The following is a 17,036-nucleotide window of genomic DNA, read 5'->3' on the forward strand; positions in this document are numbered from 1 at the left end:
CGTTTATTTTTACGTTTGCGCAACAATTGACTTGCTAAGCACGCGAACTATTCCATAATTACCTTCTCGACTCTCCTTTTTTCAGCTCGCCCCGCTCATGCGACCGTTTTACTCATTTTCACCGTGAAGCTCTCACGATACCTCTCCCATAAAATCTTGATATGAGGATTTAAGCCCATGAAATATGTATAGCTACAGTCAGGTCGAAGCCATCAAAACCAATCTTGAATGGATTGTTAATCAGGCAGCGCTTAGCCATTCCTCCCCCTCACGCGCCGATCGGAAAGCGCTCTTTGATCTCCTTGAACTCATCCAGTCTTACGAAATTCTCCTGGATTTAATTAACGAATTTGGGGCCGATGTGATTGATATGCACATTGCGGAAGGACTGGCCGTAACGGAAACGCTCATCGCCAAGGTAAAAAGAAGTGCGCACGCGATATAGTGCGCTCTACCCAACAGAGATGACGCTTTCCACACGCTAAAGAGATATGAAAACACCGTGGTTTTTTCATATATTGACCTGCTCCCAGGATTAGATACAACCTTCAGTTAGTAATGTCGGTTGGTTTTTCTTCATATTTCCTGTTTCGCCAGTCCGTTGCGAATTCAGCTGGTGTCTGGTAATCCAGCGATGAATGGGGACGGCACTCGTTATAATCCTGCCGCCAGTCATTAATCGTTTTCCGGGCATGAAGAATATCGCTGAACCAGTACTCATTCAGACACTCATCGCGAAAGCGTCCGTTAAAACTCTCAATAAATCCGTTCTGCGTTGGCTTACCTGGCTGGATAAGCCGTAGTTCCACACCATGCTCAAAGGCCCATTGATCGAGCGCGCGGCAGGTAAATTCCGGACCCTGATCGGTTCTTATTGTCGCCGGATAGCCCCTAAACAGCGCGATACTGTCCAGAATACGCGTGACCTGAACGCCTGAAATACCGAAAGCAGCGGTGATTGTCAGACACTCCTTCGTGAAATCATCCACACAGGTCAGGCACTTGATCCTCCGACCGTTGGCCTGTGCGTCCATAACGAAATCCATCGACCATGTCAGGTTCGGCGCATCCGGGCGCAGAAGCGGAAACCGTTCGGTTGCCAGCCTTTTACGGCGTCGTCTGCGTTTTACGCTCAGTCCATTAAGGTGGTAAATACGGTATACCCGCTTGTGATTGACGTGAAGGCCCTCCCGACGAAGCAGCTGCCAGATGCGGCGGTAGCCAAAACGCCTGCGCTCCAGTGCCAGCTCAGTGATGCGCCCTGATAAATGCGCATCAGCTGCCGGACGCTGAGCCTCATAGCGGCAGGTCGACAGGGACAAACCTGTAAGCCTGCAGGCACGACGTTGCGACAGACCGGTCGCATCACACATAAACTTAACGGCTTCCCGCTTCTGGCCTGTCGTCAGTACTTTCGCCCCAGAGCCACCTGAAGTGCCTCCTTATCCAGCCTGGCTTCGGCAAGTAGCTTCCTGAGGCGGGCGTTCTCCTCTTCAAGAGATTTAAGCCGCTTCACCTCAGGAACTTCCATGCCACCAAACTTCTTGCGCCAGGTGTAGAAAGTGGCATGGGAAATGGCGTGCTTACGGCAGAACTCACGGGCAGAAACTCCGGCTTCCGCTTCGCGAAGAATACTGATGATCTGTTCGTCGGAAAAACGCTTCTTCATGGGGATGTCCTCATGTGGCTTATGAAGACATGACTAACATCGGGGTGTATTAATCAACGGGGAGTAGGTCAAGATTGCAAAATATGAAATAAAATAGTTATAAACTCTAATCTTTGATGAATGAGACGAACCTCTCGTCTCATTCATCAAGCAAATTATTTTACTGATATTAGAATATCCGTAGTTTCCCAGTCAGGAAATTCATCACACAATATTGAAACTTTCACAGTGAATGTACCCCGCTTTAGCGGAAGAAGATGTATATCAGCACTCATTTCATCAATAGTATTTTGCCTAACATATCTTAATCCACCCTCAATGTAATCCTTGCCTTCAATATAAAGGTCTCTTTTGGAAAAATCGGGAATATTTATGCTACGGCGAGTGTTCCCAATCAGAGGAAAAAAACCAAAATCTCTAGTTTGAAATGCAGCATTCCTTTTTCTTGCCGCCTCATCAATTGGATTCTTTGGTAAACCAAGTGCTGGCACTTCATAATCATCCATATCGCTTGTTGATAATGCAATCAGTCCATCGGGTAGATGGATACGAATACTAACATTGTTAGCTTTTGTAACGGATGTATTACTGATAGTGAACACTGGTAAATTATTTTTTGCGAATAAATAAAACTGGATTGAATCGAGATAGGTTTCAACCTCGCTATCTTCAGGTAATTGTTCATTATAGACTACTAAGTCTGCCTCGTTGACATACCTGCGTAATTCGAATGGTATGTCGGCATGTGTTAAAGGCCTAACTGAATCGTAAGAAAAACTTCGGAATCTAACTCTGGAAGGACTATATTTAATGCACCCAGAGCATTATCATGCCCATTTATTAGAAAAGACAATTCTGGTTTATTGGTTAATTTTTCAGCCTCTAACAGCCGCACTTTTTCACGAAGGTTATTATTCTCTTCCATAACCTTAACAAGTTTTGTTAGAACTTCCGGATCAGAAGCATCCCCTCTTATCCAGCCCACCCCTGGTTCTTCAGTGAATATTTTGTATAATGCCGTTGAGATTTTTTGAATTAACTCGTCCTCTCTCTCCCAAAAAGCACATAACTGATTATCTAATACTTTCTTTTTAAAATCCTCAAGCATTTTTATTTTTAACGGTTCGGACTCTCTATTTTCTCTAGTTGTGGTAAATGAGTTACCAGGCAGAAAACATAGTGTTGGTATATTTTTTTGTCTTGCGTAATCAAATTCCTTTTCTGTGTAACTTACACCATCCTCCTCGGATATACTTCCGTAACGTTCACCTACGATTAAAACGTAATAATCACTATTATCTATGGCTTTTTTGATGGTATTCCATTGTTGTCTTCCGCTTGCACTGAACATTTCCATACCCGCTGGAATGTGGTTCATACTCAGAATGTGTTCTGTCACCTTCCTCCGTGCGGGGAATAAATCGGTGTAAGTAGAACTAACGAAAATCTGGTATCTCACATTATTAGCCATTTCATTATCCTTTTGCTGTGCACTAATTCGGCAAAACATTCACCCTAAACTCATTTTAAGATACCTAATGATAAGGTGTCTCGCCTCATCAAACCCATAGCGAACCTCAGCTCGGTACCCGACGCCACGAAGTCGCTCGATCCATTCTAACTGAGTGCCCGTAGGCTTTCCCCCTTTCGCTTTCATCTCGATGCGCAGGCCGTGCCATTTATCGGAAGGCAGATCCGGAATCAGGTCAGGGTATCCCGCCCTGCCGCCGGCACGCTTAAACTCGCTGGCAGCGATCGGGCCACGCTTCCCCTCGTTCGGAACGTGCACCAGATAGTCACCTATCCGACACCCATTAATGACTGTCAGGCCAGCCCACTGAATTAAAGCTTCCTGCGCCAGTAACTCAGCATTCCCGTGTACACGACGCGCACCTTTTGCCGTGGGCATAACCTTTGCTGCCGATGGCGGCCAGCATATCGATAGCGTTCTGCATACGCCTCCCATTACGATTACGCCGAGTCCCAGCGCGCGATGCTGCAACCGAAAGATGTGCTCGAGATGGCTGCCGTGCTGGCGTTCCCACTACAACACATTCTCGTGCAACTCTCTGTGGCAAATGCGGCACATCGGCATAACATGGAAGTCTCCAGCCTTCGTGCCGGTCCCGCCGAACCCGGAACCAATCATATGATGGGGATCATCACCCGGCTTCCAGCAGCCACAACACAGCAAAGTTTTTACCCAATCCGTATATTGCTGACACTCCCAGCGCGGTATTTTGGGGCGACGCATATATTGCGGTGGCGCGTCGGCAACAACGGAAAGAGTTATTACTGGCGCCTCTTCAACAACAGAAGCGAACTACTCGGTGAATTCGATCAGCTCTCTCTGGAACATCACGATTCGCCGTTCAGGTGTGCGTCGCAGACGTCCATATCAAACACGGCATACATACGCATGCTGGATGCTTTCTGCTGGAGCCAACTCTGCGTTTATTGCAAGCCAGATGGGCCATGAGAATGCAGAAATGATTTATACAGTGTACTCTGCCTGGATAAACGCGCTTGATGGTGACCAGATTGAAATTCTTAACCATCGTATCGGCGGATACAGCAGTGTCCCCCTGGTGCCCCCAGAGGAAGACGCGCAGTAGCTAACACATTGATCATCCGGTGATATTTAATGAAAAAGCTGTTTGTGCAGTTTTATCTTTTGCTGTTTGTCTGCTTCCTGGTCATGACCATGCTGGTCGGGCTGGTCTATAAATTCACCGCCGAACGTGCGGGCAGGCAGTCGCTGGACGATCTGATGAAAAGCTCGCTCTATCTGATGCGCAGCGAGCTGAGAGAGATCCCGCCGCACGACTGGGCGAAAACCCTCAAAGAGCTGGATCTGAACCTGTCGTTCGATTTACGCATCGAGCCGTTAAAAGATTTTGAGCTGGATCCGCCCGCCATGCAGCGTCTGCGCGACGGGGACATCGTCGCGCTGGATGAGAAATACACCTTTATCCAGCGAATTCCGCGCAGCCATTACGTGCTGGCCGTCGGGCCGGTGCCCTATCTCTATTATCTGCACCAGATGCGTCTGCTGGACATGGCGCTGATGGCCTTTATCGCCATTTCGCTCGCGTTTCCGGTCTTTATCTGGATGCGCCCACACTGGCAGGACATGCTGAAACTGGAATCCGCCGCGCAGCGTTTTGGCGAGGGGCATTTTACCGAACGTATCCACTTCGACAGCGGTTCCAGTTTTGAACGTCTGGGCGTGGCCTTTAACCAGATGGCCGATAACATCAATGCCCTTATCGCCAGTAAGAAGCAGCTGATCGACGGGATTGCGCACGAGCTGCGCACGCCGCTGGTTCGCCTGCGCTATCGTCTGGAGATGAGCGAGAATCTGACGGAAGCGGAGTCTCAGGCCCTGAACCGCGATATTGGCCAGCTTGAAGGGCTGATTGAGGAGCTGCTGACCTACGCGCGCCTCGATCGTCCGCAAAACGAACTGAACCTCAGCACGCCGGACCTGCCCGCCTGGCTGCAAACCCACATCGATGACGTTCAGAGCGTGAATCCGCAGCGCACGCTGTTAACGCGCGTCACGCCGGGTGATTACGGCGCGCTCGATATGCGCCTGATGGAGCGCGTGCTGGACAATCTGATGAACAACGCCATGCGCTACAGCGAAAGTACGCTACAGATTGGGCTGGATTTGCAGGGCAATCAGGCCAGCCTGACGGTGGAGGATGACGGTCCGGGGATCGCCCCGGAAGCGCGAGAAACCGTGTTTGAACCGTTTGTCCGCCTCGACCCCAGCCGCGATCGAGCCACCGGCGGATGCGGCCTGGGGCTGGCGATTGTCTACTCTATCGCGCAGGCGATGGGCGGCACGGTGCATTGCGAAGAGAGCGAGCTCGGCGGCGCGCGCTTCTGCTTTAGCTGGCCGGTGTACCATAACATCTCCCTTCCCGTCCCTGCCTGACCTCAACCGCACGCTGGCCTGACCCGGCGTGCTGTGCTATATGATAAGTATGTTGTAACTAATGAGAGTGCTTATGGCCACATACGATCTCCTCGAACGGCTGAACGGCACGTTTCGGGAAATAGAACACGAGCTCCTGACCCTGACCGAACGTTTGCAGACCTGCCGCCTGCTGGCCGCGCGCGTCTTTACCCTGCCCGAGGTGGCTAAAGGGGCCGAGCACGACCCGCTGGACGCCATCGAGGTTGAACAGCACATCGGCAGCGCCGCCCTTGAGCTGGCGCTGAAGCACTATCGCCGCCTGTTTATCCAGCAGCAGTCAGAAAACCGCAGCAGTAAGGCGGCCGTACGTCTGCCCGGCGTGATCTGCCTGCAAACCGATGCGACAACGCGCGACGCGCTGGAAAGCCAGATTACCCATATCAACACCCTGAAAGCGGCTTTTGAAAAGATCATCACCGAGGAGTCCGGCCTCGCCCCTGCCGCCCGGTTTGAATGGGTGCACCGCCAGCTTCCGGGGCTGATTACCCTGAACGCCTATCGCACGCTAACGGTACTGCGTCACCCCGCCACGCTGCGCTTCGGCTGGGCGAATAAGCACATCATTAAAAACTTCACCCGGGATGAGATTCTGGCGCAGCTGGAAAAAAGCCTGAAGACGCCGCGCACCGTCGCACCGTGGTCGCGTGAACAGTGGATTGAGCGCCTGGAGCAGGAGTATCACAGCATCGCCTCGCTTCCTGCGGACACGCGCCTCAAGATAAAGCGCCCGGTGAAGGTGCAGCCTATCGCCCGCGTCTGGTATTCCGGTCAGCAAAAACAGGTTCAGTATGCCTGTCCGACGCCGCTGATTGCGTTTTATGATGCCGATCAGGGGGCCATCGTGCCGGATATTGGTGAGCTTTTGAATTACGATGCGGACAACGTCCAGCACCGTTACAGGCCTCAGGCGCAGCCGCTGCAGCTGATTATTCCGCGGCTGCACCTGTATGTGGCGGGTTGATTATTTCAGGCTGCCGACCATTGCCTCCGGGCGAACCCAGGCGTCGAACTCTGCCTCCGTGAGATAGCCCAGCGCCAGGGCGGAGTCTTTCAGCGTCAGCCCCTCTTTATGCGCTTTTTAGCGATCTCGGCGGCCTTGTCGTAGCCGATATGGGTATTCAGCGCCGTCACCAGCATCAGCGATTCATTGAGCAACTGGCTGATACGCTCGCGATTCGGCTCAATCCCTACCGCACAGTGCTCGTTAAAGCTCTCCATCCCGTCCGCCAGCAGACGAATCGATTGCAGAACGTTGTGGATCACCATCGGGCGATAGACGTTCAGCTCGAAGTTGCCGGACGCACCGCCCAGGTTGACGGCCACGTCGTTGCCCAACACCTGACAGCAGAGCATGGTCATGGCTTCGCACTGGGTCGGGTTGACTTTACCCGGCATGATGGAGCTGCCCGGCTCGTTTTCCGGAATGCTGATTTCACCGATGCCGCAGCGCGGACCCGAGGCCAGCCAGCGCACGTCGTTGGCGATTTTCATCAGCGAGGCCGCCAGCCCTTTCAGCGCGCCGTGGGTGTGGACCAGCGCATCGCAGGTCGCCAGCGCTTCAAATTTATTGGGCGCCGTGACGAACGGCTGTCCGGTGATGTTTGCCAGCTCCTCCGCCACGCGCACCGCGTATTCTGGATGGGTGTTTAACCCGGTCCCGACCGCCGTCCCACCGAGCGCCAGCTCCGCCAGATGCGGCAGGCTGTATTCAATGTGCTTCAGGTTATGTTCCAGCATCGCCACCCAGCCGGAAATCTCCTGGCCGAGCGTCAGCGGCGTGGCGTCCTGCAGGTGGGTACGGCCAATTTTAACGATATCGCGGAAGGCCTGCGCTTTCTCGTTGAGCGTGGATTTGAGCACGTTAAGCTGCGGAATAAGCTGCTCGCGGATAGCAATCACCGCCGCCACGTGCATCGCCGTCGGGAAGACATCGTTGGAACTCTGGCTTTTGTTGACGTCATCGTTCGGATGGACCTTACGCTCCATGCCGCGCACGCCCCCCAGCAGTTCGCTCGCCCGGTTCGCCAGCACTTCGTTCATGTTCATGTTGCTCTGGGTGCCGGAACCGGTCTGCCAGATGGCGAGGGGGAATTCATCGGGATGCTTACCCGCCAGCACTTCGTCGGCGGCGTTGATGATGGCGGTTGCTTTGTCTGCCGTCAGCAGGCCTAAATCCTGGTTCACTTTAGCGGCTGCGCGTTTGGTGAGCGCCAGCGCCTGAATCAGCGAGACGGGCATTTTTTCAGTTGAGATACGGAAATGCTCCAGCGAACGCTGGGTTTGCGCGCCCCAAAGCTTGTCGGCCGGGACGTCGATGGCGCCCATCGAGTCTTTCTCATGGCGTACCGTGGTCATTACTTTCTCCTTGATAACAAAAGAGGGATTGCTCACATGCTTAAGGGATAAGTATTGATGACTTCTGGGAAACGATATGGCGCTTTGTGCGCTCTTTTTGGCGTCGGGTGGCGCTGACGCTTACCCGACCTACCGAACACGTAGGCCGGGTAAGGCGCAGCCGCCACCCGGCTGTTTAGCTTACTTCACACACGCCGAACACTGGGACGACTGGATCTGTTTGAAGAAGTCGTTACCTTTGTCATCCACGAGGATAAACGCCGGGAAGTCTTCCACTTCAATTTTCCAGATCGCTTCCATACCCAGTTCCGGGTATTCCACGCACTCCAGGCTCTTGATGCTGCCCTGCGCCAGCACCGCCGCCGGGCCGCCGATACTGCCGAGGTAGAAGCCGCCGTGCTTGTGGCAGGCGTCCGTCACCTGCTGGCTGCGGTTACCTTTCGCCAGCATGATCATGCTGCCGCCGTTGGCCTGCAGCTGGTCAACGTACGAGTCCATGCGGCCTGCCGTGGTCGGGCCTAACGAACCGGAGGCATAGCCTTCAGGCGTTTTCGCCGGGCCGGCGTAGTAGATCGGATGATCTTTAATGTACTGCGGCAGCCCTTCGCCGTTGTCCAGACGCTCTTTCAGCTTCGCGTGCGCGATGTCGCGGCCCACGATAATCGTGCCGTTCAGGGAGAGACGGGTCGAGACCGGATACTGCGAAAGCTGCGCCAGAATCTCTTTCATCGGACGGTTCAGGTCGACGTGAACCGCTTCCCCCTCACCCGCTTTACGCAGCTCTTCCGGAATGTATTTGCCCGGGTTGTTTTCCAGTTTTTCGATCCACACGCCTTCGCGGTTGATCTTTGCCTTGATGTTGCGATCCGCAGAGCAGGACACGCCCATCCCGACCGGACAGGAGGCTCCGTGACGCGGCAGACGGATCACGCGCACGTCGTGGGCAAAGTATTTGCCGCCAAACTGCGCCCCGAGGCCCAGGTTACGCGCCTCTTCCAGCAGCTCCTGCTCAAGCTGTACGTCGCGGAACGCCTGGCCGTGCTCGTTACCTTCGGTAGGCAGACCGTCATAGTATTTGGTTGAGGCCAGCTTGACGGTTTTCAGCGTGCTTTCAGCCGACGTACCGCCGATCACGAAGGCAATATGGTACGGCGGGCACGCCGCGGTGCCGAGGGTGCGCATCTTCTCAACCAGGTAGTTCTTCAGCTTGCCCGGAGTGAGCAGCGCTTTGGTTTCCTGGTAGAGATAGGTTTTGTTGGCAGAACCGCCGCCTTTGGCGATACAGAGGAATTTGTACTCGTCACCGTCGACGCTGTAGAGGTCAATCTGTGCAGGCAGGTTGGTGCCGGTGTTGACCTCTTTGTACATATCCAGCGCCGCGTTTTGCGAGTAGCGCAGGTTATCTTCGGTGTAAGTGTTGTAGACGCCGTGCGCCAGGGCCGCTTCATCACCGCCGCCGGTCCAGACGCGCTGGCCTTTTTTACCGACAATGATCGCCGTGCCGGTGTCCTGACAGGTTGGCAGAACACCTTTCGCGGCGATGTCTGAGTTACGCAGGAACTGCAGGGCAACGTATTTATCGTTTTCGCTGGCCTGCGGGTCGCTCAGGATATCGGCGACCTGCTGCTGGTGCGCAGGACGGAGCATAAACGAGGCGTCGTGGAAAGCGTGCTGCGCCAGCAGCGTCAGCGCCTGCGGTTCTACCTTGAGGATCTCTTGTCCTTCAAACTCGGAGACGGAGACGTGATCGCGGGTTAACAGGTAATATTCGGTCCGATCCTTACTGAGGGGGAAAGGATCCTGATAATGGAAGGGTTTATTCGACATTGGTATCTCACTTACTGCTTCGGTCTGTTTATTCAGGGCAGATGTTCCGCTGCCCGGCTTAAAAGCGAGTCAGCTTATCCTACACAATTTTTTAACAAAAACTGAGACTAGTACGACTTTTTACATCCACAGGTTACTTCCATGAGGTTTATTGCTTTAATACCCGGAGTTAATTCCACAATTGAATCAGGGCTTGATAATGCAAAAACTCATTAACTCAGTGCAAAACTACGCCTGGGGAAGTAAAACTGCGTTAACGGATCTCTACGGTATCGCGAACCCGAACAACCTGCCGATGGCAGAACTGTGGATGGGGGCACACCCGAAGAGCAGCTCAAAAATTGAAGACGCCAGCGGCCAGGTACGCAGCCTGCGTGACGTAATTGATGCCGATAAAGCCGCGCTGCTGGGTGACAAAGTCGCTCACCGCTTCGGCGAACTGCCGTTCCTGTTCAAGGTGCTGTGCGCCGACCAGCCGCTCTCCATCCAGGTTCACCCGAACAAGAAAGCCTCTGAAATTGGCTTTGCAAAAGAGAACGCGGCCGGTATCCCGTTAGACGCCGCCGAGCGTAACTACAAAGATCCTAACCACAAGCCGGAGCTGGTCTTTGCGCTGACCCCGTTCCTGGCAATGAACGCGTTCCGCGAGTTTTCAGAGATTATTTCTCTGCTGCAACCGGTCGCGGGTGCCAACAAGGCTATCGCCCACTTCCTCGAAAACCCGAACGCAGAGGCGCTGAGCCAGCTGTTTGCCAGCCTGCTGAATATGCAGGGTGAAGAGAAATCTCACGCGCTGGCGGTGCTGAAAGCGGCCCTGGACAGCCAGCAAGGTGAACCGTGGGAGACCATCCGCCTGATTTTCGAATTCTACCCGGACGACAGCGGCCTGTTCTCTCCTCTGCTGCTGAACGTAGTGAAGCTGAACCCGGGCGAAGCGATGTTCCTGTTCGCTGAAACCCCGCACGCCTACCTGCAGGGCGTGGCGCTGGAGGTGATGGCCAACTCCGACAACGTGCTGCGCGCGGGCCTGACGCCGAAATACATCGATATTCCTGAGCTGGTTGCCAACGTGAAGTTCGTGGCGAAACCTGCCGCGGAGCTGCTGACTCAGCCGGTGAAAAACGGCGCAGAGCTGGACTTCCCGATTCCGGTTGAAGATTTTGCCTTCTCCCTGCACGACCTGAGCCAGGCCGAAACCGCCATTGCGCAGGAGAGCGCGGCAATCCTGTTCTGCGTGGAGGGCGAAGCGACGTTGCACAAAGGCGAACAGCGTCTGGTGCTTAAGCCCGGTGAGTCAGCATTCGTTGCAGCCAATGAGTCTCCGGTTAGCGTAAGCGGCACCGGTCGCCTGGCGCGCGTTTTCAATAAGCTTTAAGCACTTACTGAATTTTTTAACAACTCTTGCTAAGCTAGTTGCAGGCTTAATATCTCCAGGCGGTTTTTACCGCCTGGTTTCATTTTAGGGATAGTCGCAATGAAAAAATCGGTCGTAGCGGTTGGAGTGATTGTAGCGTTAGGCGTGGTCTGGACGGGTGCCTCCTGGTTTACCGGGAAACAGCTGGAAGGCCGTCTGGCTGAGATGGTGGCGCAGGCTAACGGAGAGATTAAGCGCAGCGCGCCGGAGGCGGGCCTTGAGCTGAGCTACCAGAACTATCATCGCGGCGTGTTTACCAGCCGTATGCAGCTGGTAGTGAAGCCGGTTGCCGGTGCTGCAAACGGCTGGCTGAAACCGGGCCAGAGCGTGGTGCTGGACGAGGTGGTGAGCCACGGTCCGCTGCCGCTGGCGCAGCTGAAGTCCTTTAACCTGATCCCGTCGATGGCGTCCGTTCATACCGTGCTGGTGAATAACGACGTCACCAAACCGCTGTTTGACCTGGCGAAGAATGAATCGCCTTTCGACATTAATACCCGAATCAGCTATGCCGGTGACACAAGCTCCGATATTGCCCTGAAAGCGCTGAACTACGAGAACGAGAATGAGAAAGTCGCCTTCAGCGGCGGTCACTTCAAACTCGATGCTGACCGCGACGGAAACGTGTTCTCCCTGACGGGTGAAGCGGAAAGCGGCCTGGTCAATGCCGTGAACGAATATAACCAAAAAGTTCAGCTCACCTTCAGCAACCTGAAAGCCGACGGCAACAGCCGAATGACCGATTTTCAGGAGCGTATTGGCGATCAAAAACTGTCTCTCGACAAGGTTGCCATTGCGGTTGAAGGAAAAGAGATGGCCGTGCTGGAAGGCATGGACGTCAACGGCAAATCCGACGTTTCCAAAGACGGTAAGAGCATCAACACCCAGCTGGACTACACGCTGAAGAGCCTGAAAGTGCAGAATCAGGATCTGGGCACCGGCAAACTGTCGCTGAAGATCGGCAATATCGACGGCCAGGCGTGGCACGAGTTTAGCCAGAAATACAGCAAAGAGAGCCAGGCGCTGCTGACCGATGCCGCGCTGCAGCAGAACCCTGAGGTGTACCAGCAGCAGGCGATGGCGGTACTGTTCAACAACCTGCCTATCCTGCTGAAAGGTGAGCCGGTGATAACCGTTGCGCCGCTGAGCTGGAAAAACAGCAAAGGCGAAACCAACTTCAACCTGTCACTGTTCCTGAAAGATCCGGCAGCCGCAACGGGTGAACCGCAGACGCTGGCGCAGGAAGTGGATCGCAGCGTGAAGTCGCTCGACAGCAAGCTGACCATCCCGATGGATATGGCGACCGAGTTTATGACCCAAATTGCGAAGCTGGAAGGCTACGGCGATGAAGACGCCGGCAAGCTGGCTAGCCAGCAGGTGAAAGGCCTGGCGGCCATGGGCCAGATGTTCCGCATCACCAAAGTGGAAAACAACACGATTTCCACCAGCCTGCAGTATGCCAACGGCCAGGTAACGCTCAACGGCGACAAGATGCCGCTGGAAGACTTCGTCGGCATGTTTGGTATGCCAACGCTGGGGATGCCGGAACCGGCTGAACCGGCAGCGCCTGCCGCTCCGGCGGCACCGCAGCAGTAAACGACAAAACCCCTCGCATGAGGGGTTTTTTATTGCCGGGTGACGGCTACGATCGACCTTGTAGGCCCGTGCAAGCGAAGCGCCGCCGGGCGATGTGCAGCGGAGATTACTTCACCGTCACCAGCCGCGCCGCCACAATCTGGTGCCCGGCCTGAACATCCGTATTGTCGATGCGCTGCATGATCCTGTCCGCCAGGGTGTAGCCCATCTCCCGCGCAGGGGTGGTGGCCCAGACGATCGGCAGGTCATCGAGCGCGTTTTCACCGACGTCGGCGAACGCTCCCAATGCCACCTGATGGCCGAAGAAGGTTTCAACCCCGCCCTCGCCGCCTTGACGCCCGGCGCGGATCAGGCCAAACCAGGCGCCCATGGCAATCACATCGTTGTAGCAAATCACGGCGCTGATCGTCGGACTGCTTCGCAGCAGCGCGCCTATCGCTTCCGCCGCTTTCTTCTGGCTGGATTCACACTCCACGACCCATTCGCTGTGGAACGGCAGACCGTATTTAATCAGCGTCGCGCAGTAGCCGCCTACCCGCTCGGCCCGGGTCAGGGACGAGCTTTTAGCGCCCAGCCAGGCAATGCGCTGATGCCCACGACGAATAAGATGCTCGGTCAACATTTGTGCGGCCTGCATGTTATCCGGGCGCAGCGTGTCGGCCTCGTCCAGGTAGCTGGCGCGCGAAGCGAACACCAGCGGCACGCCTTTCGCGGCGGCGCGCTCGCACAGTTCACTGCCCACGCCCGACGCCCCGGCGACGATCACCCCGTCCACCCCCTGGTTCAGCAGCATATCGAGCCGGGAGAGAAGCTGATCGGCCTCGCGACCGCCGTGCAGCAGAAAGACCATTCGTCCCTGCGCTTCAAGCGCTTCGGTTAGCCCGGCGGTCAGCTCCGCATAAAAAGGTGACGTCAGGTCGCGAACAATCAGGCCAATCACCCCGCTTTGCCCGCCACGCAGCGCCGACGCCTGGCGGTTACGCACAAAGCCCAGCTGTTCAACCGCCTCGTTCACCCGCTGACCGGTGGCAGGAGAGATGCGCCCTTTCCCGCTTAGCACCAGAGAAACGGTGCTGACGGAAACGCCCGCCGCCAGCGCGACATCGTTGATGGTGATTTTTTTCGCTACAGCCATGTGTCGGCGTGACTCCCTGAAATGAGATCGGTAAAACGTTTTATCAATACGTTATCTTTATACTACCAGTCAAAGCCTGAGAATGTGATTTAGCGCGCACTAAACTTTGATAAAACGTTTTATCTTCTCGCAGCATTGAAGCAGACAAACTGATTTTAACAATAAAGGAGTCGTTTTATGACGGCGAAAGCAGCACAAAAAATATCGCTGTGGGAATTTTTCCAGCAACTGGGTAAAACCTTTATGCTGCCCGTGGCACTTCTCTCGTTCTGCGGGATCATGCTCGGGATCGGCAGCTCGCTAAGCAGTAAAGACGTCATCACGCTGATCCCGTTCCTCGGTACCCCCGTGCTGCAGGCGATCTTTATCTGGATGAGTAAAGTCGGCTCCTTTGCGTTTAGCTTCCTGCCCGTCATGTTCTGCATCGCCATCCCGCTGGGCCTGGCGCGCGAAAATAAAGGCGTCGCGGCGTTTGCCGGTTTTGTCGGTTACGCGGTGATGAACCTGGCGGTTAACTTCTGGCTGACTGCGAAAGGCATTCTGCCGACCACCGACGCTGCCGTGCTGAAAGCCAACAACATTCAGAGCGTGATTGGCATCCAGTCTATTGATACCGGGATCCTCGGGGCGGTGATCGCGGGTGTAATTATCTGGATGCTGCACGAGCGCTTCCACAATATCCGCCTGCCGGATGCTCTGGCCTTCTTCGGCGGTACCCGCTTCGTGCCGATTATCACCCTGGTGGTGATGGGCCTGTTTGGTTTGATCATTCCGCTGATCTGGCCGGTCTTTGCAATGGGCATCAACGGCATTGGCCGCATCATCAACGGCGCGGGAGATTTTGGTCCGATGATCTTCGGCACCGGCGAGCGTCTGCTCCTGCCGTTTGGCCTGCAGCATATCCTGGTGGCCCTGATTCGCTTCACCGAAGCGGGCGGGACGATGGAGGTGTGCGGTCACGACGTGAGCGGTGCGCTGACCATCTTCCAGGCGCAGCTGAGCTGCCCGACCACCCACGGCTTCTCCGAAAGCGCCACCCGCTTCCTGTCTCAGGGTAAAATGCCTGCCTTCCTCGGCGGCCTGCCGGGTGCCGCGCTGGCGATGTACCACTGCGCACGCCCGGAAAACCGTCATAAAATTAAAGGCCTGCTGATTTCCGGCGTGATCGCCTGCGTCGTGGGCGGAACCACCGAGCCAATCGAGTTCCTGTTCCTGTTCGTCGCGCCGGTGCTGTACCTCATCCACGCGGTGCTGACCGGTCTGGGCTTTACCGTGATGGCGGTGCTGGGCGTGACCATCGGCAATACCGACGGCAACGTGATTGACTTCGTGGTGTTCGGCATCCTGCACGGCCTGTCCACCAAGTGGTATCTGGTGCCGGTCGTGGCGGCTATCTGGTTTGCGGTGTATTACGGTATCTTCCGCTTCGCCATCACCCGCTTTAACCTGAAAACGCCTGGCCGCGATGTTGAAACGGCGAGCAGCGTTGAACAGGCGGTTGCCGGGACCGTGGGTAAATCCGGCTATAACACCCCGGCCATTCTGGCGGCGCTGGGCGGTGCGGATAATATCACCTCTCTGGATAACTGCATTACCCGCCTGCGCCTGTCGGTGGCGGATATGTCAAAAGTGGATACCAACGCCCTGAAAGCCAACCGGGCCATCGGCGTGGTACAGTTAAATCAGCACAATTTGCAGGTGGTTATCGGCCCGCAGGTGCAGTCGGTGAAGGATGAGCTGGCTACCCTGATGCGAACAGTAGAAGCCTGATGCCTCAGCCCCCTCTCATGAGGGGGTTTTACTTTAAGGATTAACGTCATGTTTGATTTTTCTACCGTCGTGGATCGACACGGCACCTGGTGTACGCAGTGGGACTACGTCGCCGACCGCTTTGGCGCGGCCGACCTGCTGCCCTTCACCATCTCGGATATGGATTTCGCCACCGCTCCCTGCATTACCGACGCGCTGCACCAGCGCATCAATCACGGCGTGTTGGGCTACAGCCGCTGGAAGAACGATGAGTTTCTCGCCGCCGTCGCGCACTGGTTCCAGCAGCGCTTTCACAGCCAGATAGAGACCGAATCGATTGTTTATGGCCCTTCCGTTATCTACATGGTGTCAGAGCTGATTCGTCTCTGGTCAAACCCCGGCGACGGCGTGGTGGTACACACCCCGGCATACGATGCGTTTTACAAAGCCATTGAAGGCAATGCGCGTCATGTGGTGCCCATCGAGATGGAAAAGCATGCCGCTGGCTGGCAGGGTAATATGGCTGCGCTGGAAGCAGCCCTGGCGAAACCTGAAAACAAAATTTTGCTGCTGTGCAGCCCGCAAAACCCGACCGGCAAGGTCTGGACGCGGGAGGAACTGACGCAGATGGCGGAGCTGTGCGCGCGTTATGACGTGGCGGTTATCAGCGATGAAATCCATATGGACATGGTGTGGGGAGAGCATCGTCACACGCCGTGGAACACGGTGGCGCGCGGCAAATGGGCGCTTCTCACCTCCGGCTCGAAAAGCTTTAATATTCCGGCGCTGACGGGCGCTTACGGTCTGATCGGCGATGAAGAGAGCCGAAACGGTTATCTCAGCGCGCTAAAAGGCCGGGACGGCCTCTCTTCCCCTTCCGTGCTGGCGCTGACGGCGCATATCGCCGCCTATCAGCAGGGAGCGCCGTGGCTGGATGCCCTGCGGGGTTATCTCGAAGAGAATTTGTTGTATATCGCGCAGGAGGTAAACAGCGCTTTTCCGAAACTGAACTGGCAGCCGCCGGAAGCGACCTATCTGGCCTGGATTGACCTGCGCCCGCTGAATATTGACGACCGGGCGCTGCAAAAAGTGCTGATCGAGCAGCAAAAGGTCGCCATCATGCCGGGATATACCTACGGCAAAGAGGGAAATGGCTTTGTTCGCCTGAATGCGGGCTGCCCGCGCAGCAAGCTGGAACAAGGCGTTCAACGCCTCATCGCCGGGATTAACGCAATCCTGTAATCAATTTGCGCAACGGAATATTCCCTTGCGCAAATAGCTTTTTACCCCGTTTTGTTTTTATAATATG

Annotated in this window: 15 protein-coding genes and 1 pseudogene; 8 read left to right on the plus strand and 8 right to left on the minus strand. The window is 55.3% G+C overall.

What is annotated here, in order from left to right; all coding sequences use genetic code 11:
• Positions 1-184 precede the first annotated feature (184 nt).
• Positions 185-445 carry a hypothetical protein gene (locus V4835_RS13385; protein WP_331412461.1) on the plus strand — a complete coding sequence of 87 codons (261 nt, stop codon included), beginning with the start codon at positions 185-187 and terminating at the stop codon, positions 443-445.
• A gap of 103 nt (positions 446-548) precedes the next feature.
• Here the strand turns inward: V4835_RS13385 and V4835_RS13390 are convergent.
• The 5 genes from V4835_RS13390 to V4835_RS24420 all read right to left on the minus strand — a co-directional run bounded on the left by V4835_RS13390 (position 549) and on the right by V4835_RS24420 (position 3,923).
• A protein-coding gene (locus V4835_RS13390; protein WP_331412462.1) for an IS3 family transposase occupies positions 549-1,669 on the minus strand; the annotation gives its coding sequence in 2 pieces (ribosomal slippage) (positions 549-1,411 and positions 1,411-1,669; 1,122 coding nt in all).
• 155 nt (positions 1,670-1,824) lie between these two features.
• Entirely contained in the window at positions 1,825-2,271 is a 447-nt protein-coding gene (locus V4835_RS13395) for a hypothetical protein (RefSeq protein WP_331412463.1), read from the minus strand.
• A gap of 146 nt (positions 2,272-2,417) precedes the next feature.
• Positions 2,418-3,140 carry a DUF4062 domain-containing protein gene (locus V4835_RS13400; RefSeq protein ID WP_331412464.1) on the minus strand — a complete coding sequence of 241 codons (723 nt, stop codon included), beginning with the start codon at positions 3,138-3,140 and terminating at the stop codon, positions 2,418-2,420.
• A gap of 39 nt (positions 3,141-3,179) precedes the next feature.
• On the minus strand, positions 3,180-3,635 hold the full coding sequence (locus V4835_RS24415) for a VRR-NUC domain-containing protein (protein WP_442877325.1): 456 nt from the start codon (positions 3,633-3,635) through the stop codon (positions 3,180-3,182).
• Positions 3,636-3,713: 78 nt separating this feature from the next.
• The gene (locus tag V4835_RS24420; protein ID WP_071994055.1) at positions 3,714-3,923 is read right to left on the minus strand and encodes a DUF968 domain-containing protein; all 210 of its coding nucleotides are present in this window, start codon (positions 3,921-3,923) and stop codon (positions 3,714-3,716) included.
• A gap of 76 nt (positions 3,924-3,999) precedes the next feature.
• On the opposite strand from V4835_RS24420, the gene V4835_RS13405 reads away from it, so the two are divergent.
• From V4835_RS13405 to tus, 3 genes are all read left to right on the plus strand, one after another.
• Positions 4,000-4,284 carry a tyrosine-type recombinase/integrase gene (locus V4835_RS13405; protein ID WP_331412465.1) on the plus strand — a complete coding sequence of 95 codons (285 nt, stop codon included), beginning with the start codon at positions 4,000-4,002 and terminating at the stop codon, positions 4,282-4,284.
• A gap of 29 nt (positions 4,285-4,313) precedes the next feature.
• Complete coding sequence (gene rstB / locus V4835_RS13410) at positions 4,314-5,612, plus strand: two-component system sensor histidine kinase RstB (protein WP_331412466.1); 1,299 nt, start codon at positions 4,314-4,316, stop codon at positions 5,610-5,612.
• Positions 5,613-5,685: 73 nt separating this feature from the next.
• Entirely contained in the window at positions 5,686-6,615 is a 930-nt protein-coding gene (tus, locus tag V4835_RS13415; RefSeq protein WP_331412467.1) for a DNA replication terminus site-binding protein, read from the plus strand.
• Here tus and fumC read toward each other — a convergent pair.
• Positions 6,616-8,009 (minus strand): annotated as a pseudogene (gene fumC / locus V4835_RS13420) (class II fumarate hydratase).
• 180 nt (positions 8,010-8,189) lie between these two features.
• Entirely contained in the window at positions 8,190-9,836 is a 1,647-nt protein-coding gene (gene fumA, locus V4835_RS13425; RefSeq protein ID WP_121423513.1) for a class I fumarate hydratase FumA, read from the minus strand.
• A 199-nt stretch (positions 9,837-10,035) separates the two neighbouring features.
• Here fumA and manA point away from each other — a divergent pair, with 199 nt between their 5' ends.
• Entirely contained in the window at positions 10,036-11,211 is a 1,176-nt protein-coding gene (manA, locus tag V4835_RS13430; protein WP_331412468.1) for a mannose-6-phosphate isomerase, read from the plus strand.
• 99 nt (positions 11,212-11,310) lie between these two features.
• Positions 11,311-12,843 (plus strand): YdgA family protein, encoded by a 1,533-nt coding sequence (locus V4835_RS13435; protein ID WP_331412469.1) that lies wholly within the window; start codon positions 11,311-11,313, stop codon positions 12,841-12,843.
• Between the two features lie 106 nt (positions 12,844-12,949).
• On the opposite strand, the gene V4835_RS13440 is transcribed toward V4835_RS13435, so the two are convergent.
• Positions 12,950-13,978 (minus strand): Mal regulon transcriptional regulator MalI, encoded by a 1,029-nt coding sequence (locus tag V4835_RS13440; protein ID WP_331412470.1) that lies wholly within the window; start codon positions 13,976-13,978, stop codon positions 12,950-12,952.
• A gap of 177 nt (positions 13,979-14,155) precedes the next feature.
• Between V4835_RS13440 and malX the strand changes: the two genes are divergently transcribed.
• Together malX and V4835_RS13450 are read left to right on the plus strand one after the other, a co-directional pair.
• Positions 14,156-15,748, plus strand: a complete 1,593-nt coding sequence (gene malX, locus V4835_RS13445) for a maltose/glucose-specific PTS transporter subunit IIBC (protein WP_023335462.1) — start codon at positions 14,156-14,158, stop codon at positions 15,746-15,748.
• A 48-nt stretch (positions 15,749-15,796) separates the two neighbouring features.
• The gene (locus tag V4835_RS13450; protein ID WP_331412471.1) at positions 15,797-16,969 is read left to right on the plus strand and encodes a MalY/PatB family protein; all 1,173 of its coding nucleotides are present in this window, start codon (positions 15,797-15,799) and stop codon (positions 16,967-16,969) included.
• Positions 16,970-17,036: the final 67 nt, after the last annotated feature.

This window comes from Enterobacter cloacae complex sp. CARB60, from assembly GCF_036487345.1.
GTDB lineage: Bacteria > Pseudomonadota > Gammaproteobacteria > Enterobacterales > Enterobacteriaceae > Enterobacter > Enterobacter asburiae_D.

Coding starts and splice junctions, on each gene's coding strand:
- V4835_RS24415 (WP_442877325.1), bottom strand. CDS start 3,635: ATGGGAGGCGTATGCAGAACGCTATCGATATGCTGGCCGCCATCGGCA.
- V4835_RS13400 (WP_331412464.1), bottom strand. CDS start 3,140: ATGGCTAATAATGTGAGATACCAGATTTTCGTTAGTTCTACTTACACC.
- rstB (WP_331412466.1), top strand. CDS start 4,314: ATGAAAAAGCTGTTTGTGCAGTTTTATCTTTTGCTGTTTGTCTGCTTC.
- tus (WP_331412467.1), top strand. CDS start 5,686: ATGGCCACATACGATCTCCTCGAACGGCTGAACGGCACGTTTCGGGAA.
- V4835_RS13385 (WP_331412461.1), top strand. CDS start 185: ATGTATAGCTACAGTCAGGTCGAAGCCATCAAAACCAATCTTGAATGG.
- malX (WP_023335462.1), top strand. CDS start 14,156: ATGACGGCGAAAGCAGCACAAAAAATATCGCTGTGGGAATTTTTCCAG.
- V4835_RS13440 (WP_331412470.1), bottom strand. CDS start 13,978: ATGGCTGTAGCGAAAAAAATCACCATCAACGATGTCGCGCTGGCGGCG.
- V4835_RS13450 (WP_331412471.1), top strand. CDS start 15,797: ATGTTTGATTTTTCTACCGTCGTGGATCGACACGGCACCTGGTGTACG.
- manA (WP_331412468.1), top strand. CDS start 10,036: ATGCAAAAACTCATTAACTCAGTGCAAAACTACGCCTGGGGAAGTAAA.
- V4835_RS24420 (WP_071994055.1), bottom strand. CDS start 3,923: ATGCGTCGCCCCAAAATACCGCGCTGGGAGTGTCAGCAATATACGGAT.
- fumA (WP_121423513.1), bottom strand. CDS start 9,836: ATGTCGAATAAACCCTTCCATTATCAGGATCCTTTCCCCCTCAGTAAG.
- V4835_RS13435 (WP_331412469.1), top strand. CDS start 11,311: ATGAAAAAATCGGTCGTAGCGGTTGGAGTGATTGTAGCGTTAGGCGTG.